The sequence below is a fragment of the Paenibacillus sp. IHBB 3054 genome, from assembly GCF_051594305.1.
Lineage (GTDB): Bacteria > Bacillota > Bacilli > Paenibacillales > Paenibacillaceae > Paenibacillus_AQ.
Map to the genome: position 1 here is coordinate 224,183 of NZ_JBOFBG010000004.1, position 19,945 is coordinate 244,127.

17 protein-coding genes, 1 pseudogene and 1 other annotated feature are annotated in these 19,945 nt (G+C 47.5%); of the genes and pseudogenes, 2 read left to right on the forward strand and 16 right to left on the reverse strand.

Annotated features, from left to right (window positions below; translation table 11 throughout):
• Positions 1 to 84 precede the first annotated feature (84 nt).
• The 12 genes from ACQ76X_RS07770 to ACQ76X_RS07825 all read right to left on the reverse strand — a co-directional run bounded on the left by ACQ76X_RS07770 (position 85) and on the right by ACQ76X_RS07825 (position 13,992).
• Positions 85 to 2,049 carry a GTP-binding protein gene (locus ACQ76X_RS07770; protein WP_438492765.1) on the reverse strand — a complete coding sequence of 655 codons (1,965 nt, stop codon included), beginning with the start codon at positions 2,047 to 2,049 and terminating at the stop codon, positions 85 to 87.
• Positions 2,050 to 2,058: 9 nt separating this feature from the next.
• Positions 2,059 to 3,042 carry an aldo/keto reductase gene (locus tag ACQ76X_RS07775; protein ID WP_438492767.1) on the reverse strand — a complete coding sequence of 328 codons (984 nt, stop codon included), beginning with the start codon at positions 3,040 to 3,042 and terminating at the stop codon, positions 2,059 to 2,061.
• Between the two features lie 99 nt (positions 3,043 to 3,141).
• Complete coding sequence (locus tag ACQ76X_RS07780) at positions 3,142 to 3,960, reverse strand: GNAT family N-acetyltransferase (protein WP_438492769.1); 819 nt, start codon at positions 3,958 to 3,960, stop codon at positions 3,142 to 3,144.
• Between the two features lie 21 nt (positions 3,961 to 3,981).
• Positions 3,982 to 5,271: a sensor histidine kinase gene (locus ACQ76X_RS07785; protein ID WP_438492770.1), complete on the reverse strand. Its 1,290-nt coding sequence runs from the start codon at positions 5,269 to 5,271 to the stop codon at positions 3,982 to 3,984.
• The gene (locus ACQ76X_RS07790; RefSeq protein WP_438492772.1) at positions 5,258 to 6,019 is read right to left on the reverse strand and encodes a response regulator transcription factor; all 762 of its coding nucleotides are present in this window, start codon (positions 6,017 to 6,019) and stop codon (positions 5,258 to 5,260) included. The genes ACQ76X_RS07785 and ACQ76X_RS07790 overlap by 14 nt, the downstream gene beginning before the upstream one ends.
• On the reverse strand, positions 5,991 to 6,767 hold the full coding sequence (locus ACQ76X_RS07795; protein WP_438492773.1) for an ABC transporter ATP-binding protein: 777 nt from the start codon (positions 6,765 to 6,767) through the stop codon (positions 5,991 to 5,993). Before ACQ76X_RS07795 ends, ACQ76X_RS07790 begins: the two co-directional genes overlap by 29 nt.
• Positions 6,768 to 6,811: 44 nt before the next feature.
• Positions 6,812 to 9,163 carry an FtsX-like permease family protein gene (locus ACQ76X_RS07800; RefSeq protein ID WP_438492774.1) on the reverse strand — a complete coding sequence of 784 codons (2,352 nt, stop codon included), beginning with the start codon at positions 9,161 to 9,163 and terminating at the stop codon, positions 6,812 to 6,814.
• A 235-nt stretch (positions 9,164 to 9,398) separates the two neighbouring features.
• Positions 9,399 to 10,574: an alanyl-tRNA editing protein gene (locus ACQ76X_RS07805; RefSeq protein ID WP_438492776.1), complete on the reverse strand. Its 1,176-nt coding sequence runs from the start codon at positions 10,572 to 10,574 to the stop codon at positions 9,399 to 9,401.
• Positions 10,575 to 10,666: 92 nt separating this feature from the next.
• Positions 10,667 to 11,431, reverse strand: coding sequence for a TSUP family transporter (locus ACQ76X_RS07810; RefSeq protein WP_438492778.1), 765 nt, complete (start codon positions 11,429 to 11,431; stop codon positions 10,667 to 10,669).
• A 165-nt stretch (positions 11,432 to 11,596) separates the two neighbouring features.
• Complete coding sequence (locus tag ACQ76X_RS07815; protein ID WP_438492780.1) at positions 11,597 to 12,763, reverse strand: metallophosphoesterase; 1,167 nt, start codon at positions 12,761 to 12,763, stop codon at positions 11,597 to 11,599.
• 14 nt (positions 12,764 to 12,777) lie between these two features.
• Positions 12,778 to 13,218 (reverse strand): NUDIX hydrolase, encoded by a 441-nt coding sequence (locus ACQ76X_RS07820; protein WP_438492782.1) that lies wholly within the window; start codon positions 13,216 to 13,218, stop codon positions 12,778 to 12,780.
• A 222-nt stretch (positions 13,219 to 13,440) separates the two neighbouring features.
• Positions 13,441 to 13,992, reverse strand: coding sequence for a hypothetical protein (locus ACQ76X_RS07825; protein ID WP_438492784.1), 552 nt, complete (start codon positions 13,990 to 13,992; stop codon positions 13,441 to 13,443).
• Between the two features lie 234 nt (positions 13,993 to 14,226).
• Between ACQ76X_RS07825 and ACQ76X_RS07830 the strand changes: the two are divergent.
• Positions 14,227 to 14,795 (forward strand): annotated as a pseudogene (locus tag ACQ76X_RS07830) (YdeI/OmpD-associated family protein).
• An 88-nt stretch (positions 14,796 to 14,883) separates the two neighbouring features.
• Here the strand turns inward: ACQ76X_RS07830 and ACQ76X_RS07835 are convergent.
• The 3 genes from ACQ76X_RS07835 to lysS form a co-directional block, all read right to left on the reverse strand.
• Positions 14,884 to 15,063: a hypothetical protein gene (locus ACQ76X_RS07835; protein WP_438492785.1), complete on the reverse strand. Its 180-nt coding sequence runs from the start codon at positions 15,061 to 15,063 to the stop codon at positions 14,884 to 14,886.
• A 238-nt stretch (positions 15,064 to 15,301) separates the two neighbouring features.
• On the reverse strand, positions 15,302 to 16,021 hold the full coding sequence (locus tag ACQ76X_RS07840; RefSeq protein ID WP_438492787.1) for a YebC/PmpR family DNA-binding transcriptional regulator: 720 nt from the start codon (positions 16,019 to 16,021) through the stop codon (positions 15,302 to 15,304).
• Between the two features lie 91 nt (positions 16,022 to 16,112).
• Complete coding sequence (lysS, locus tag ACQ76X_RS07845; protein WP_438492788.1) at positions 16,113 to 17,672, reverse strand: lysine--tRNA ligase; 1,560 nt, start codon at positions 17,670 to 17,672, stop codon at positions 16,113 to 16,115.
• A gap of 64 nt (positions 17,673 to 17,736) precedes the next feature.
• Positions 17,737 to 18,000, reverse strand: a binding site (T-box leader).
• Between the two features lie 184 nt (positions 18,001 to 18,184).
• On the opposite strand from lysS, the gene ACQ76X_RS07850 reads away from it, so the two are divergent.
• Positions 18,185 to 18,754, forward strand: coding sequence for an ABC transporter permease (locus ACQ76X_RS07850; protein WP_438492789.1), 570 nt, complete (start codon positions 18,185 to 18,187; stop codon positions 18,752 to 18,754).
• A gap of 71 nt (positions 18,755 to 18,825) precedes the next feature.
• Here ACQ76X_RS07850 and ACQ76X_RS07855 read toward each other — a convergent pair whose 3' ends face one another.
• Positions 18,826 to 19,941, reverse strand: coding sequence for a 5-methyltetrahydropteroyltriglutamate--homocysteine S-methyltransferase (locus ACQ76X_RS07855; protein WP_438492790.1), 1,116 nt, complete (start codon positions 19,939 to 19,941; stop codon positions 18,826 to 18,828).
• Between the last annotated feature and the right edge of the window lie 4 nt (positions 19,942 to 19,945).

A 19,945-nucleotide genomic window follows, 5' to 3' on the forward strand; every position in this document is an offset into this window, starting at 1 on the left:
TGGCCTTTGCTGTTATTAATTAAAAGCGAAATTCGTTGCTACGAAAAGGACATATGTCCTCGTTGCGATCTTGCCAGAGGGTTCTTACCATTGACGCTTCACATGCATATGTTCCTCCGCTTCATCCCAAGGTACGGAGAAAGCTTGCCCTTTCGCGCAAAAAATCGAAATAGAGGTGTAAGCCGGATCGGCATTTTTATTGTATTGTTTATTTAGGATAACGGTTTCCGGTTCATGGCAATCCTGATAACCGGCAACCCTTAGCGATAATGAGCCTTTGCCCTGCGTCATTGAGGCCAGTCTGACGGAATAGTTCATAAAGGTGGCGACAGGCGCCGTACCCGTGACGACTGCCACTTGATCCGTCATCTCGGGTGCGGCAAAGCTCCCGCTAGCCTGCTGGATATCCGCCATTACTTTGCCCACATGATCGATATTTATCCTGATCTTGAGCGCATACACCGGCTCCAGCAAAATATTCTCCGCCTGCTCCAGTCCTTGACGCAAAGCCCGGAATGCGGCTTCCCGGAAATCCCCGCCATGGGTGTGCTTATTATGCGCTCTTCCACTTAGCAAGGTGATACGCAGATCCGTCAGCGGTGAGCCGGTAAGCAGGCCACGATGCCCGCTTTCCAGCAAATATTGCTCAATCTGGTGCTGGTAGCCGGCAGCTAAATCGTCGGGGTGGCACTCATTCTGAACAGAGATGCCGCTGCCGCGCGCGCCGGGCTCAAGCTTAAGATGCACCTCGGCGTAATGGCCGAGCGGTTCAAAATGGCCGCAACCGTAGACTGTGTTTTGGATCGTCTCCATATACAGAATCTCCGGATCGCCAAATGTCACCGGGATACTGAAGCGTTCGCGCATAATCTGCTCCAGAATCTCCAACTGAATTTGCCCCATCACCTGAATATGCAGTTCCTGCAATTCCTCATCCCAGCTCACATTCAGCGACGGGTCTTCCGCACCCAGCTGCTGGAAGGCAGTATGCACTTCCTTAAGATGCACGGGCGGTTCAAACCCCACCTTTGATTTCAATGTCGGGACAAGCCCGCTGCTGAGGTGATCCTGCAACAACCCGACGCCTTCTCCAGGCTTAGCGGATGTTAATCCCGTGACCGCAAACAGCTCTCCCGCAGCGCCCCATTCCGCTGCTGTTGTCTTAGCCCCGTAAATTTTGCGGATACCGGTAATCCGTTCCGCTATCCGTTCCTGAGCAGGACCGTAAGCCAGTTCCTCTCTTGATTTAAGCACGCCTTGCAGTGCTTTAATGTAGGTGATCCGTGTTCCCTTTTCATCATGGCGGATCTTATATACTCTTCCTGAAAAAGGCTGCTGGTAATCATATTCAGTATGTACCAAAGCATCCAGGTTGCGGAGAAAGCTGTCGATGCCCTCGTCCAGCAAGGCAGAGCCAGACATACACGGAAAGATTTTGCCGTGAAGAACTAAAGCGATGAGCGCTTCGTGCCAGGAAGAATCACTTTGGCTTCCGTCCATATAAGCCTCAAACAGCCGCTCATCGCGTTCAGCCATAAATGACTTGAGTTCTTCGTCTACTCCGGTTTCCTGAAGTTCCGGCAGCATGAAGGCATCCCTGCTGAGCTGTAGGCGGATTTCATTCAATACACGCTGCGAGTCAGCGCCGGCCCGGTCGGTTTTATTGATGAAAAAAAAGGTCGGAATTCCATGCCGGCGCAGCAGCTGCCATACGGTCTCTGTGTGGCCTTCCACACCTTCAACAGCACTTACAATGACTACCGCATAGTCGAGAATCTGCAGCGCGCGCTCCATCTCCGGTGAGAAATCGACATGCCCGGGCGTGTCCAGCAGAAAGTAGCGCGAATCTCCGATGCTGAATTCCGCCTGGTCGGCAAACACCGTGATTCCACGCGCTTTTTCAATCTCATGCGTATCTAAAAACGTATCTTTATGATCCACTCTGCCCCGGCTGCGGATTGCCTCCGTATGATAGAGCAGCTGCTCGGCGAAGGTCGTTTTCCCGGCATCGACATGGGCAAGCAGACCGATGGTTGTGTTTCTTGTCATAGAGTCGGCTTATACACCCCCACGGATGTGCGGAGCAACATCGTTGCTGTAAAACTGTCTTAACCGCTGCATCTCTTCTGCCGTAAATGAAGGGACTTCGCGAGACGCGAGGTTGTCGGCTACCTGCGCTTCATTCTTAAATCCTGGAATGATACAGCTGACGGCAGGATGATCCAGAATCCAGCGCATCGCTGCTCTTGCCATGTTCCCCCGGCCTTCGCTGATCCAATCCAGCTTGCGGGCCAGCTCTACACCTTTGACAAAAGGCAGACCGGCAAAGGTCTCGCCCACATTAAACTGCTCACCGTTGGCATTGAAGCTGCGGTGATCGTCAGGCTGGAAGTTGCTGTCCTCCTTGAACTTCCCAGTGAGCAGGCCGCTGGCCAGCGGCAGCCGCACCAGGATTCCCGCACCTTGCGCTTCGGCACGCGGCAGCAGTTCCAGTGCGGGCTGCTGGCGGAACAGATTGAAGATGACCTGAAGCGCTTGCACGCCAGCATACTCAAGACATAGAAGTCCCTCTTCAATCGTTTCCACGCTGACTCCGTAATGGCGGATTTTACCCTCGGCTTTTAATTGATCCAGAACGGCAAATACACTACCGTCACGCAAAATCTCAATTGGCGGACAATGAATCTGATACAGGTCAATGGCTTCACGCTGTAGGCGGCGCAGGCTTTGTTCCGCGTATTCACTTACTCTCCGTGCTGAATAATTCTCAGGATCATGAATGTCACCGGCACGGCAAAATTTCGTGGCAATATGTATTTGATCTTCTTTGCCTTTGGTGGCTTTGGCAAGCAGCTCTTCGGCATGTCCGGAACCGTAGACATCAGCGGTGTCGAAGAAATTAACGCCTTGCTCAATAGCCAGCACCAGCCCCTTCAGTCCGTCCTCATCCCGGCTTGTACCCCAGTCGCCGCCAATGGCCCAAGTGCCAAAGCTGACTTCGCTGATCGATAGTCCTGTATTTCCAAGCTTGCGGTAATTCATATGATATCCTCCCGGAATATTAGATTGTTAACGACACTTGCACAGCAAACCATCCATTTCTATTATGAACGGTTCGCTGTGCAAGACACAAGTAGCACCTTACTCCCTCACAAAAGAAAATACCGGGTATTGCTCAACAGGGGCAAATCCCAGTTTGGAAGCTAGTCTGTGAGAAGGGTGGTTGTCATGCGTGGTTTCCCAAAGTGGAATCATCCCACTTATCAGATAATAGTCGATTAAAGCAGTTGCAGCTTGTTCTGCATAGCCCTTGTTCCGCTCGGCTGCTTCGAAAGTATCCACGTCAATAAAATATTCACGTCCGGCTGTGAACCCGTTATTTTTGCAGATCGAAAGGGTACGTTCTCCAAGCTTTACCGCCGCACCGCAGGTTCTCTGCTCCGCAAACTTTGTATGTACATAAGGCAGGTGATGATAAGCATCAGGCAAAACAGGATACTCAGAGAGTTCGATCCGCAGGTTACTGGTTATATCCGGTTTCGCGTATTGTTGTCTCCGATTAAATTGCTCAGGATGGAACACATACACTGATTCGAGATGTTTATCCACGTTCCATTTGTTCAATTTGTCCATTCCGCCCAGAAACAACGTCTCCCACTCCCTGGAATCGTCCGTATAAATTTCAAACCAGCTGCGGTTCTGAGCTTTGCAATCGGGAATTACCACATCCTGCAAAAACAGCTTCATTGCCTCTTTATTCTGCTCCGGGTTTATGTCGCCTGCGGCATACATCCATCTGCCGGTCGCCCACACTATTGCAAGAGTCGGCCTCTCCGTTACATCTGCAAATACCCGCCTCGGATAACTCCCCCGCAGCACAGATAGCGCCGGAATATGCTGCTTTTTCTGGTTAAACAAAGATTCGAGTATTTCATACTCTTCATAGTTCAGCTCTTTCATTACAATTCTCCTGAAGTCCGTTTAGTATCGAAGCACCAGTACGAAGCACATACCCCGTCCGCTTGCCTCAGCGAAAATATCGCCGCCCATTTTTTGCAACAGCTGCTTGCAGATAAATAAGCCTAGGCCGTTCCCTTGCTTATCCCCGGCATTCGAGCCGCGCCAGAAGCTTGTGAATATGTAGGGTAGCTCGTTAGCCATTACGGGAACACCTGAATTCTCAATCCGGATAAGCTGGCGGAAATCCTCTTCCTCAAACGTGATCCCTATACGGGTACCATCGCCATATTTAATTGCATTCTCTATAATGTTGTCCAGCACTTCCAGCAATTTATCCGGGTCGCCCAACAGAAGCTTATTCTGATAGTCCCCTATTTCCAGGCGAATCTTCAATAAATCAAGCCGTTCTTTATGGTTATGTACTGCCCTTTGGAGCCAATCACGGATGTAAAACTCAGAACTCCGAATCTCTACTTCCTGCAGTGATGATACTGAGGTCGTAATAATGCTGGCTATTAAATGTTCAATCTGCTCTGCTTTCTGCCCAATCAACCGGGCACAATCCCGCCGTCTGGTTTCGCTCTCATACAAGCCGTCGCTAAGGGCGCTGGAATACAGTTTGATCGCAGCTACTGGTGTTTTGAGCTCATGCGAAAGCGAAGCAACAAGCGTTTGCCTGTCTTTTTCAAGGCGATGATTGGTTTGTCTCTGGGTATCCAGCGTTTGTCTAAGCAGATCGAGTCCCCAGATGAACTTTCCAAAGAAGCGGCTCTTACTCTCCTTCATTCCAGGATTCAGATGCCCCTTGGACAGCTCATAGGGCAGTTCTTCGATCTTGTGAAACGGCCGGATAATCTGGGCTCTCACATAGAGGAGCAGACCGGCAACCGCAGCCAATATCAGGAGCAGTATGACAATGAGTACAACAGTCCCCCGGATGTAGCTGCTGCCATCTTCATAAGAGAAACGCAGGAATCCGGACAATCTCTCATCATGATAGATAGGCTTCACAATATATTCTTCACTGTCCTTAACCCCTGATCCGTCAAAAAAATGCTGAATCGCAAGCGGCTCCGCATCCTTGTCCATCCAGCTCATACTGCGGATATAGGAATAGTCCGAAGCGTTGAACATAAGCGGAAACGCTGGCCCTTCCTGCTGACTTGCCTGATGCAAGATACGGTTCACTTCAATCCGGTATGCCTTGCTGTGTTCCGTACGGAGAGGGGACAGCCCATAGCCTGCGAAGGCGGCAATTCCCGCGAGTCCGGCCAGAACGACCCATAGAATCAAACGGTTAAACCGTTTCATACTTATAGCCTACCCCCCAGACGGTAATGATCCGTTTCGGTTCTTTGGGGTTCTGCTCAATTTTGTCGCGCAATTTATTGATATGTACGGTCAGGGTCGACGGCTCACTGAAGCTGTCCGCTCCCCATACCTGTTGAAACAGCCAGTCTTTCCGCAAGGCTTTCCCTTTATTGTTCATCAGAAGCACTAGCAGTTCGTATTCCTTAGAGGTCATCGGCAGAGGTTGTTCGCCCCTGAAGACTTTCATGGATGTCCGGTTGATAACAATTTCACCATCGGCCAGCAATTGCTTGTCGTCCTTCATATCATAACTGCGGCGCAGGTGCGCTCTTACCTTGGCAATTAATAATTGGACGGTGAAGGGTTTCTCCAGATAATCATCGGCCCCGAGGTCCAGTCCAATAATCTTATTGTCGTCGCCATGCCGGGCGCTCATAATCAGGATGGGCAGATTATGCTGCTCTCTGACCATTCTGCATATGGCAAACCCGTCAAGCTCCGGCAGCATCACATCGAGCAGCAGCAGCTTCACCGTATGCTCAGCAAGATAAGCCAGCCCTTCCTCGCCGCTTGTTGTCACTATTACCGAATACCCTTCACCCTGCAAAAAATCCTTAATAATGTCCGCCAGTTCTTTATTATCCTCGATGATCAGAATCTCCGCCACCGGCATCGCCTCCCTGCTGTTCTTCCGCTTGGCCAGCTCAATCGAGACCGATTTACCAGCCCATGCCCATAAGCCATTCATTCAGCTTGCGTTCCCGTTCTCTTAATCTCTGGTCTTCGGAATAAGAGCCCAGACGAAGCTCCCCCTGTATATTACCATCTACCATGTACAATACTTTATCGGTCTGTGCCGCCACCTTCACATCATGCGTGACGATCATGATTGTGGTTCCCTCCCGGTTGATCCTGCACAGCTCCTCCATCACTTCCTTGGCTGCCTTCGAATTCAAAGCCCCGGTAGGCTCATCGGCGAACAGCATCTTCGGCTCGTTAATTAGCGCCCGGCAGATGCAGGCCCGCTGCAGCTGGCCACCTGATACTTCAGTAATATCATGGCCGGCAGTTTCTATAATGCCCAGCTGCTTCATCAGCTTATCGGCATAAAGATTCACATCACTCCGGCTTCGTGTTTCCTGTCTGTTCTTAAGCGCCTGATAGCCTGATAGAATGATATTATCATAAATGGACAAATTGCTCAGCATATGCATTTGTTGAAAGATAAATCCCATTTTATGCAGCCTCAGCTCAGCCATTCCCTTCTCGCTCAACTGTGAAAGACTCTGCCCGTCGAATAGAACCTCCCCTGCGGTCAAACGGTCCATCCCGCTCGCTGTATAGAGCAGCGTTGATTTTCCCGAGCCGGATGGGCCCATTACCGAAACAAAATCACCTTCGTGCAGCGTTAAGTCAATATTTCTCAGCACGTTATTCTGTCCTTTGTTCACGATATAGGTTTTGCATAAATTTTTAACTTCCAATACAGCAGCCATATGATTTTCCTCCAGTTATAGATTTCGTACGAATCTGTTATTGTTTATTCCTGATTCATGTTCCAAACCTGTATTTTCCTAATCTGTCCACAGCTGCTATACACGGCAAGCACCACTACAACCAGAATCAGCAGAGGATATAACCCATAGACCTGCAAGGGTACAATGTTGAAGTTTATTTCAGTCAGCCCAAACATACTAAAGATGAGGCCAATCAGCACTTCACCCAAATGATTAGCCAGCAGAACACCCAGAATAATAGAACCTAACATCAGGATAAGAATGCGCAGAACCTGCCATACACGAATCACTCCATTCGTGAAACCAAGGCTTTTCATCAACGCAATTCCTTGCACTTCCTTAGTAATCAGTAGCCTCACAAAGAGACTGGTAATAAAAAATGTAATTAGACACACGACGACAGTAAGCAGCGTATTAATGTTTTTCAGCTGTCCCATGAAACCGCCCGTAGTTACGCTAAGCAAATCTGAAGCGCTCATGATTTCAAGTCCGCTGAACTGCTGCTTCACCTCATTGATCACCGCTGCTTTTTGATCTTCCGGGAGCTTTATATTACCTGCATACTGATAGGCTGCCACTTGAAAAGGTGTGAAATCATCCGCCAGCCGCACCATATATCCTTCATTTGTAATTGTCTGAAATATGCCGGTAATCAGAAATGTATTTCGGATGCCGTCAATCTCCATCTCTATGTTCTCACCAAGATCCTTCTGGAAGTTCTTGGACATAATGCTGGTTATAGCAATTTCATTTTTCAGCTTCGGTGCAACGCCTTTTAGGTACGGACTATCTGTGGATGGCTCCGTTTTGGTTCCGCTAATCCGCCGGTTGCTCAGACCATCATCGGAAATATACTTGGTGTTTATCGTATAATCGGCGCTCAGCGATACGGGAATCCCTTTGTCACGGAAGTCTGCGGTTAGCTGAGCCAGCTCTAACTGAACCTCTGTTACGGGTTTATCTACGATCTCACTTTTAGTATAAAAGTCTGCTACGGTAGTACCGAAATAACCAATAAACTTTGGCGTTACGATGGTATTCGTGAGGTTAATCGGGATGATGATGATTGCTGTACTTAATATGAAGGTAAGAATCAAGGCAGTGTAGCTCTTCAACCGGTTCAGTACGTCACTGAGGGCAAGGAACATGGCTGTGGGCAAGGCTTTGCTTTTGTGCAGATATATCTTCCGGGAAGCTTTGAACCGTTCTCCAGTATGGCCCTGCCGGATCGCATCAATCGGTGACGCCTTATTGATCTTGCGCATACACATGGAGCAGAACAGAAGTGTTACGGCAACAATAACAACTGCACTAGCTATAGAAACCAGCATTCCGGCAATCCCGCCAGGCACGATGATATATTGCGATATTTTTCGGGACATCAGTTTTGTCAGCGGAAGGCTGATGCAGAACCCTGCAGTACCTCCGGCAACAGCCAGCCCTGAATACTTCGCCAGATAAAGTCCCCTGATTCCCGAGTTTTTGAAGCCGATCGCCTTCATCACCCCGATCTCCTTATAATCATCCTGCAAGGTGGAGATAATCGTAAACCGCAAAGTCAAAAAGGCAATGAAGATTAAAAACACACTGATTACAAATAACATGGCGGAAATAATCTGATCTGTCAGAAAAGAGGTTTTCACCAGCGCTTTTTCAATTTCGAAATTTATCGGCAAATCCTCCTTCGAAAAATCCGCTGACAGCATGCCGGAATCCGTTCCGGGTACAGCTGTAAAGCTCCACTGTCTGGACAATGACTCCCCCGGTTGCACTTTTCGAATATCTGCGAAATCTTCAGCCGAGATCATCATGCGCTTGAGACTTAGCAGATCCGAACCCATAAATGCATCCTTGAAGAACACGGTAACTGCAAAGGTCTTGGATATGCCCTTTAGCTCAATAGCAACCTTATCCCCCAGTTTTAAACCGGTTGCATTCTGTATACTCATGGGCAAGGCAATTTCCCCTTTCTGCAGGGTAAATCGCTCATCATCAGCTCCGAATACCAGGTTTACCTCAGCGGGTACCTCGGACAGCACCAGACCAATATTCCCGGCTATGCTTTTTCGGCCTTCCGGCATTCTGATTTCCTTGGACAACAGTCCAATCTGCAGATCAGAGTAAGATTTGCTGATGTTCTTGTCGCTTTTGGCCCAAACCTCAATGTCATGATTGTATTCCGGAGTGTTGGCCAGCGTAATGTTGAAATCCGCTACCTTGCTGTGTTCTATAAAACTGTTAATCGCCGTTGATGTGGAATACATCAGGTTGCTGCTGCTTGCCACCAGAGTGGAGGCTAAGGTGATAAGCACGAAGAGTACGATATTCATTGCTTTTTTGCGCTTCAGGTCCTTCTTGAGTATGATTAGAAACACGATTTGAACCCCTTTCCTATAAGCTCTATTGCGATTATAAAGGGGCAGTTATTAAATAATCCTTAAGTGGCTGGGAAAATATTAATTGCAAAACAAGCAACCCTCAACGCCAAATGACCGTATTCGCTTTTTAGCGATACGGCCATTTTTTATTAAGAAGTTTTATTTTTGAGAAATACTTCTGTCAGTGATTCAAAGTACGGCTTCGTGAATCTATGGCATCAGGGGATCTCGTCTAGACAAATTCTTTTTTGGTAAATTCATAAAAGGCCAGTGCGTTCTCCCATGCCGGAAAACCGGCCTGTGCCATCTTATCGCTGCCCCCGCCTTTACCCTGGAATTCTGCCAGGCTGGCTTTGAAGAAGGCTCCACAGGATTTTTCGGAGCTGCCGCTGTGGGCCAGCACCACTTTATTCTCCGCTGCTGAGAGCAGCAAGACCGGAAGCTCCGTCTGTGCAGTCAGCTTAAGGGCCAGGCTTTGCATATCCTTGAAAGATCTTTGCTCGAAGATCTGTGAGATCACATGACTGTCCGGTTCCAGGGCTGACAACAGCTCCCGGGCGGTGAAGCTGTCATTCTGGTCCTTCAATGCCGTGAGCTCCAGCTGCAGATCCTTATGTTCCTGCTCCCACTTCTCAATACGGTCAATGATTTCATCCTTGCCCGTATTGTATTTGGCGGACAGTACGCTGAGAATTTGCAGACTCTCATTAAATTCCTCCAGTGCGCGGGTTCCGCATTTGAAAGTAATTCGGATATTGCCCTTCTGCTTCTCTGCTTTCAGCAGCTTGATCATGCCGATGGCTCCTGTAGAAGAGACATGCGTCCCTCCGCAGGCGTTATATTCTACACTATCAATTTCGACAATCCGGATGTTCTCCGTCACTTTGGGCTGCTTCACAAGAGGCAGACGCGCCAATTCTGCTTCATTAACGAAATAGCTTGTAATGCTGTGATTCAGGTATATGTGCCGGTTGACCTCTCGTTCTACAAGCGCCAGCTGAGCCGGAGCCAGCTCCGGCAGTTCAATGTCGATCGTGGCATATTCAGTGCCAAGGTGGAAGCTTAATGTCATGGCCTGGCAGAGATCGAGGAATACGGCCGAGAGCAGGTGTTGGCCACTGTGCTGCTGCATATGGTCGAACCGCTTGTCCCAATCAATCCGGCAGCTGAGCTGGTTGTTTGCAGGTAAATGTTCTACCTTGTGCAGTACTTCATCGTCCTCCAGAATAACATCAAGGACTGGAAGTTCATTGATAAACCCCGTATCACAGGGCTGCCCTCCACCGTGAGGATAAAAGGCCGTTTCTTCCAAAGCTAAATACAAGCCATCTTCTTTCTCAACCACACGGCTGATTTTGGTTTGCCATTCCTTCAAATAGGCAGATTCGTAGTAAAGCTTATTAGTCATAACTGTGTCCCACTCCATTTCCGTCTCCGGTTGTATCGAAGAACCGTTCCATTACGATGTATTCTTTCCCACCACTCCGCCATTTCTTCTTGTTAATGCATCGTATCCCAGATTTGCTTGCTGATCAAGATGACCGTCACCGCAATAAATAACGGACGGATATATGCGGCACCTTTGCGGATGGCAATTCTGGACCCAACAACGGCCCCGATCACCATCGGGATTCCCATAATCAGTCCGTAGGAATAACTGACCGAGCCTAACGCTACAAAGGTCAATAAGCTTGAAATATTGCTGGCGAAATTGAGCACTTTAGCATTTCCTGCGGCTGTCACGAACTCGAACCCCATCATCAGGAAGGCAAAGATCAGAAAGGAACCGGTCCCCGGACCAAAAAAACCGTCATAGAAACCGATAAGCAGAGCGACTGCAATACCGATTAGACGTGATTTTTTGCTGCTGCCGGCGAATGTGGATACATCTCCCCAAGCTTTTTTGAACAATGTATAAATTGTGATCACGACCAGCATGACAATAACCAGAGGCTTCAGAAACTCCGAGGGCACCTGCCTGACTGTAAGTGAACCTGCCACTGCACCGATGATGGAAAAAGGAATGAGTACTTTGACCAGTTGAAAGTTGATCTTCCCGGAACGCATAAAAGAGGCGGTACTTGTGAAGGAGCACAACGTCCCGGCTAATTTGTTGCTCCCGAGCAGTAAGGGTAATGGGATACCCGCAGACAGCAGTGCCGGAATTGCAATCAGCCCGCCGCCTCCAACTACAGAATCAATCAGTCCGGCCAGAAATCCGCAAATGACCAGAATAGCTATCATACTTATGCTTGCATGCTCCATACTGCGCAAATCCTCCTGCTATGTATTTCAGAGACTGCCCTCTAAACAAACTCCAGCATACACAATTTTGGATGAGCGCACCATAGATTTATTTCCCTGTGCTAACTTTAGCTACCTAATGAGTCAACCGCTTATTATTTAGCTCAGCATACCTTTACCCAGACCTCACACAAACTCCTTTGCTCCATCCGTATCCTTGAAAATACTAAATTTATCGAATAACGCTCCTTGATGATCGATCGCGCGAATTTCCAATTGTCGTGGAGTTACTGCTACTTGCAGAAAATGCGGCACTGCCAGCGATTGTGAAGTAAACCATTCCCGCTTGGGCAGCAGCCACTCTGGCATTGCTCCGGCTCCCCCAGCTACGACATATACGATCCCGTCCTTGAAATCCAGCTTGCCGGAGCGCAGCGGATAACTTCGTTCATACACAATCGTATGGGAACTGAGTACAAGATCCACACTATGCTGCTCCAGCAATGGACAAAGCGCCCGCAGTGCTTCAACCTGATACCCGCCGGACACATAAGGAGAATAGTGAAAGTAGACAATTTTCCATTTGGCGGAAGTGTTTTGCAGATCTTGAACCAGAAAATCATATTGCGCATATCCTGCCTGAAATTTCCCCGAGCTGTCAGGATAAGTATCATTGTTTATGAAATCGGTGCTGTCCAGAGCAATAAAATGAGCATCTCCATAATCAAAGGAGTAATAATTCTTCGGAGCGGTAAAAGCAAAAAAATTATAATACCATGAGCCTCCGTTCTCATGATTGCCTAAGCAGCTAAAGCAGGGGGTGTCTTGCAGCAGCTCTTTTCCGGGACTGAAAAAATACTGATCCCAATCGGCATAATTTGTTCCATCGTTAACAATGTCACCGATAAACAGGCTGATGTCCGGACGGTACTTTTTCATCTGTGCAAAGATGCTGTTGTTGATCTCTCCGCCTGTGATATCAAAACCGCTGTAGCCGCCGGTTTCACTGGTTACCGTAAATGAAAACGGCACTCCTGGCAACATAGCTGTCTTAAAGGGAAATGGCCCTGCTTCTGCCGCCTCCTGCTCATTCTGAGAATACACCTTGTAGAAATAAATCGTTCCTGGCTCCAGTCCGCTAACCGTAAGCTGATGGATTAGGGAATATCCTGAATTCTCAGCACCGGCGAGGATCTGTTCCGGCTGCTTGTAGTTTCCTTGATAACCGCTATGTATTCGTTCTGCCCTCATCACTTCCACTCTGGATGTAGCAGGCTTAGAGGTTTCCCACATGAAGGTCATAGACTCTTCGGTCGGCCACTGCAAATAAGGCCCCTTTATCATAGTCAGCATAATTTACTCCTCTCTCATTGCTGGTTCCACCCATGTTCCGAAAAACATACTCCCTGCCTGTATTGGTCCAGCGCCTGACCGGCAACAGGCAGAAGATTAGCTGGCAGCCGGTCTAATGGAAACCAGCGAAGATCATCACATTTGTGGGGTTCAGCGTTGCTTATTTCACCTGACCACTGCTTGGCGATAAAGAAAAAATCAACCCGTTCGTCATGGGGAGTTTTAATATGCATTACTCCGGTCATTTCTAAATCCCCGGGAGCAATTACAGCGCCGCATTCTTCCTGAACCTCACGAATTGCGGCGGCCATTACCCCTTCACCACGTTCCAGACGTCCCGCCGGGAACGCGTAATATCCATCATCATGTCCCGTATTGAAGCGCCTGAGGAGCAGCAGCTGCTGGTTTCTAATCATAAAGACATGCACAACACTTAAGAGGCGGAATTCAGACATTCTGAGGCGCACCTTCTCTCTTTAGTCATATTTATAGGAACATACGTTTGTTAAAAGCCATGTGAAAAATATAGCATAAATAATTCCACTTATCTACTTCATCTATAACTTAGATACGGCTTGGCAGTTGATAAGGGCGGTGTTCTTTACCCTAGAAATAAAAACTCCTTCACAGCAGCAGCCGTGAAGGAGTCTAGTATTCGATCTATCGAAGCGACTGTGTTATTTGGCAGCTTTGGCTGCGTTCAAAATAGCCGTTAAGTAACCCTTAGTATCCACCAGCGTAGCCCCGCTAACGGCATCCACCATTTCTTCTTTGCTCTTCTTGGCGAGCGTAGCTTCAAGCGATTTAATCGTCTTGCCGGTCGCAAATTTCTCAACAGCAGCTAAGTTTTTGTCATAAGCAACTGTGGATTTGGCTTCTTCTTTCATATGCTCACTGTAATATTTGTTATTGGCCTTCTTGGAGGCCAGAACCATTGCAGGGTCTTTATAATTTTGTCCGAAATCGGCATCGGAGTTAGGCACTCCCTTGGCCACATCTGTGCTCAGGAATTGATAATCATCCAGCGAAGCAGCCACGATTACACCGTTTTGAACTACGGCAACAGCTACGGTGAAGCATTTCGTGCCATGTGCTGCCGCTTCTACCCGGCCTACCTTGAGTGGTGCACTGGCGGCTGATGATACATCATTCAGCACGTTGCTGTTGCCTACTCCTACAACTGCCAATGAAATACCGGCTACCAGCAATATCTTTGTTACCTTTTTCACAACCATTCCCCCAGTCATGTTATAAAAACGCTTACAATTTATATTTATCAATTTTTGCCCATCAAGTCAGTTACAAATGTTACTAATAAAATGTAAATACATGGAATGGTGTACGTCTTTTACCGAAGCCCGGAAGGCAGTAAGATTATGTATGGTCGTAAACTTATACTAAAAGCAAGCCGCCTTTGCTATGATGGAGGTATGAATACTAGGAAAGGAGAATATTTTTCATCTATGGAAATTGAATATCTAATTACAGCAGTATCGAGAGAAGATTTGAGGGTTTGGCTGCAGGAAAATGGCACGACTGAAAAATATTGTTGGGTCGTAGTGAGTATGACGCCAACCCCAGATACGTTGCTATACTGGACGCGGTCGAAGAATCTTTATGTTTTGGCTGGATCGATGGAGTCAAAAAGAAAATATCAGAAACTGAGTTGGTGCAGAGACTGTCTCCTAGAAGCAAAAAAAGTTCTTGGACTGAATTGAATAAAGAACGTGTCCGCCGCCTCGAAAAGTTGGGGTTAATGACTGATGAAGGAAGAAAGGTACTTCCTGATATGGACCACGATTCTTTTAAAATAGAAAGGGTTATTGAGCAAAGGCTTAAAGAGGAAAGGCAAGTGTATGAGAATTTCTTGGCATTTCCAGCTCTTTATCAACGAGTTCGGATCGACACGATACAATGCAATATTAAACAGCCTGAATTATTTAAGAGTAGACTAGACAAATTTATAACAAACACTAAAGAAAATAAAATGTACGGTCAATGGCATGATAATGGACGTCTTCTGGATTATTAAGATGCGCTAGACCAAATGGTGTATAATTGACAAAAAAGCGACAGAATATCTTCTGTCACTTTTTCTCGGTGCTACTCAAGTGGAAGGATCACTTATACGTGTTTTGTTCATTTTTCTTATAAGTCGTCCTATCATCTCGGAGCGACTCTTTGCGGATGTCGAGCTTTTTCTGCTCCCTTTGCTGGGCTTCCTGGCTGTTGACGGGTGCGTTCTCCAGTTCTTCTACCGTATTGATCAGGTTCTTATCGGGCGTTGTTTCATGCGGCACTGTGTTGCCTCCTTTAAGTTGGATACTTATTAGTGTTCCAGCTTATTTTGGCATTTCCACAGCCAGATTATTCTTTCCAGCGTCCCCTAACAAAATAACCCCACATAAAGTGGGGTCATGGCATCGAAACATGCTCAGTTACTTCTTGGGTCCCTGAAGGCATAATTGCTGTCTCATATAAAAAACGGCCAGAGCAGACAAAACATCTGCTGGCCGTCTTCGGATGAAATCAGTGCTGCTATTCTTCGGAATCTACATTATGATATACCTGCTGTACATCATCCAGTTCTTCCAGAGCATCAATCAGCTTCTCAAATTGAGCCTCGGCATCTTCGTCAAGCGCGACATAATTCTGTGGAAGCATGGTTAGTTCTGCCACGGTGAAATCGGTTATGCCTGCATTGCGGAACACTTCCTGTACCGCATGGAACTGGTCCGGCGCGGCATAGACAATGACAGCCTCGTCCTCTTCCAGAACATCGCGAACATCCAGGTCCGCTTCGATCAGCATTTCCATCACTTCATCGGCAGATTTGCCTTCCAGACCGATAACGGCCGTTTGATCGAACATATACGTTACCGAACCACTGACACCCATGTTGCCGCCATTCTTACTGAATGCGGAACGTACCAGGGGAGCTGTACGGTTAACGTTATTCGTGAGCGCATCAATAATGATCATTGAGCCGCTTGGTCCGAAGCCTTCATAACGAAGTTCAACATAATTCTCATCACCGCTGCCTTTGGCTTTTTCCAAAGCACGGTCGATAATGGCTTTCGGCACATTGTACGTTTTGGCGCGTTCCAGAACAACCTTCAACGCCCGGTTTGATTCCGGATCAGGTTCGCCCTTCTTCGCGACTACATAAATCTCTACCCCAAACTTGGCGTAGACCTTACTTGTATTGGCATCTTTCGATGCTTTCTTTTCTTTAATATTATTCCATTTACGACCCATATAGTTTCCGCTCACTTTCCAACATTAATTATAAACAGTCGACTTCTATTATACCTCTGATCGAACGATCACGTAAAGGGCAGCCCATTTGCTAGGAAAAGTCTAACAAAGCCAGTAATTGTTCCGCTCCCAGCACCTGAATTAACACGGGAATCCGCGGTCCCTCCTGTTGATTGAGAGTGAATTGATAGATGATTTTAAACAAACGTTTTTGATTGTTTTTCATTATTTTTTTGTCCTTATGGTGACAAATTGCGTAAATTTCCGTCATCAGCTCTTGTTCATCCATTCCTCCTCTTCGCAGTAAGCTGCAAAAATCTTTAATCCATTCCTGTTCGCCGGGCTCTAAAGTCTGATAATAGGCGATGTCAGGTTCAGTATTCACCGTAATCATGCGCTGCGGAACCCATTGTCTGATCCAATGCTCCGCACGGTTTGCGGTTTGTTGCAGCAGCTCCTCATCATCATGCCCTCCACCGCTACGTGCCATTATCTCCTTCAGCAGTTCGAAATCGAAGTTCACAAGCGGCAGAATACCGGAGACCTGACTGAAGCTTGGAGCCTTGGCCTCTGCAACATGGTTCATGGACAGCTCCAAAGCAGCTTTGATCTCTTCAGGGAGTGCTGGAGACGGGTAGGCTTCACGAAAACGCTCAAATTCTGCATAATTTCGGAGTACATCTTCATCCATCCCAATATGAAAAGCGGCATTCGGCTGATATTTTGCGAACAGAAACAATAGATTTTCCGGGGTATACACTTTCAGAAGATCCGCAGGCGTGTAATGGTTTCCCGACGAGCTGGACATTTTGGCGTGGCTGCCTTTGATGCTGATGAATTCGTAAGGCACGTAATATGGCGGTTTATTCTCAAAGATTTGTGCGGAAATCACACTGGCTACGTTGAAGCTGCCTGTTTCAGAGGAATGATCGCGTCCACCGGGCTCGAAAACTACCCCTTCCATTCCCCAGCGCATCGGCCAGTCTATTTTCCAATGCAATTTGATTATAGCAGCCTCCGGGACAGAGATAGTGCTATGCTGACCACATGTACATGTATAGGTTAATGTTTCTGCCTGATCGTCAAAATCCACAACCGTAGTGCTATCCTTTCCACATTGCTCACAATATACATGAACTGGATAAAAAGCGGCTCTGTCTTCTGCACTGGCTTCCCCTGTTTTAAATGACATGAGAATATCGTAAATCTCCCCTCTGCGGCGCAGCGCTTGAAGGATGGCCGGATTGTAGCGGCGCGACTGATACTCCCTGCTTTGATAGATGAACTCGGGTGTTATCCCAAATGCCGTCAGCGCTTGTTCAAATTCTTGCTCGAAATGCTCCGCATAGGAGGAATGGCAGCCATAAGGACACGGAACCTTGGAATAAGGCAATCCAATATACCGTTCAAAGCCGGGATCTACATGATTAGGAACCTTCCGGAAGCGGTCGAAGTCATCCCATGAAAAAATAAACCTCACTTTTTTGCCCGCTTTTTCGAGCGCTTTGCTTACAAAATAAGTCGTCGCGATCTCCCGGAAATTCCCGATATGTACCGAACCCGACGGGCTGATCCCCGAAGCACACACAAAGGATTGCTGCTCAGGATGCATTTCAATTAACTGACTCGCTATTTTTTCTGCCCAATGCATAACCAATCACCTCTACTTTTTTAGTTGGGAAAAGCAAAAAAGCTCCCGTCCTCAAGATTGTCATCTTGAGGACGAGAGCTATAATTAGCGTCGTGGTACCACCTCTGTTTGCGAACAGGTTACCCTGCTCACCTCTTCGGGTACGGCCATTACACTTATACCCTATCTCTGTAACGGGAGATCCCGTCATACCATCCTTGAGCAAGCGACTCAATTCTGTATGAAGCTCGGAGACTTTATTCGTTGGAATCATCGCTGCTCCATTTCACCAGGCTGGAGCTCTCTGTGAACAATACGTTCCAATTACTCTTCTCTTCATTGCTGTTGTTGATGTAAGTTATTGTAAGCAATAGTAACCCGGTTCATGTACATCTGTCAATAACATCCTTTTGATGAATAGGTATATCACCATAAATGTGCTGATATCCCCTGTTATTCACCTATTTCAATCAACTGCAAGTGCCATATATATAAGTTGAATGAGGTAAACACCTACACTTAGGAGGGATATCATGTATAAGCCGATCCGCAAAAAAAATTTCAGAAGAAGACCTTTGGTCATAAAAATCCAAAAACATAAAAGAGTTGAACCGAAAAGAATAAGACCTCTGGATATCTGGAGCACAATCCGTCCATCGGCTTTTAGGGCAATCGGTGCCCCTAACAGCGTTGTCAGCATAACTAAAGCAGATCAGCTTACCAAAATTCCTTTTCCTGTGGTTCAATTCGATTTATGCGGTGAATATGATCCCATCCACTCCGTGTTTATTCCAAAAACTTCAGGCGTTTATTCCATCAGTTCATTGATTGCCGTCAATCCGGTAAACCCTGTTGTCAATTACGTCATTGCACTTGTGATCCTGGTGAATGGCATTCAGTCTCCTAATACACCGGTAGACAACGATTTTTTCGGCACCAATGTAAACAGAAGCAACGCCACAAGTGTTTCTACGATCTTGAAACTGAACGGCGGCGATCGGGTTGAAATCTTTGCCACCACCACAACTCCAGGCTTTATAGATCAATTTTCATTTGTTGTCACCACTTCGTTCGAAGCTGCCAGATTCCCGTCTCCTTGCTAACTAACGAATCTGCATTGAGAGACCGCTCCTAATTTCAGGAGCGGTCTCTCAGGGGGTAACTCGTATTCTATTCAGATCCAGACTTCATTAGCGGTTTCAATAACCAGGCGCAGCTTATCCCACTGCTCTTCCTCGGTCAGCATATTGCCTTCCTCCGTGGAAGCAAATCCGCATTGCGGACTCAGACACAGCTGCTCAATATTAACATATTGGGCGGCTTCTTCAATTCGGAGCTTAAGCTGCTCTTTACTCTCAAGGCCTCCATGTTTGGTAGTCACCAGCCCCAGTACTACAAATTGATCACGGATAAACCGCAGCGGCGCGAAATCACCGGACCGTTCATTATCGTATTCAAGGAAAAAGGCATCGACCTCCGCCTGAGCAAACAGCACTTCGGCAATCGGCTCATATCCCCCAGCGGCGAACCAGGTGGAGCGGAAATTCCCCCGGCATACATGCAGGGCAATCGTCATATCCGCCGGACGTAGAGAGATGCTCTCGTTAATCAGCCGCACATAGTCCTGCGCCAGCTGGTCCGGATCAATTCCCCGGCTGCGCAGATGCGCCCGGTGTTTGCCGCTGCAGAGCGTTCCCCAAGTCGTATCGTCCAGCTGCAGATAGCGGCAGCCCGCATCATAGAAAGCCTGAATCGCTGCCCGGTACACTGCAATAATATCTGCGTACAGCATTTCACGCTCCGGATAAATTTCATTCCCGTTATAATCCTGCACGAAATGAAACAAGGCAGGAGAAGGAATCGTCATTTTTACCGGCGCATCTCCGGCTAACTGCTGCGTCTTGATAAATTGTCCGATCATGGGATGATCCGTAAAGGCGATTTTACCGACAATCTTGAAGCTCTCCGCCCGCTGGGCAGTTTCTTTCGAGCCGCCGCCTTGGTTCAGGCTGATTTTCTGTGTGCCTTGGATTCCGAAGAAGAAATCAAGATGCCACCAGGAACGCCGGAACTCACCATCTGTGACCGCCTTAAGTCCCAGCGCCTTTTCCTGTTCCAGCAGCTTGGAAATCTCTTGATTCTCTATCTCATAAAGCTGCTCTGCCGTGATTTCACCCTGTTCAAACAGATTGCGGCCGGTCTTAATCTCATCTGTACGCAGGAAGCTGCCGACGATGTCGTAACGAAAGGGAGGAGCATTTCTTTTGGAGCCGATAACTGAACTGATCATACGT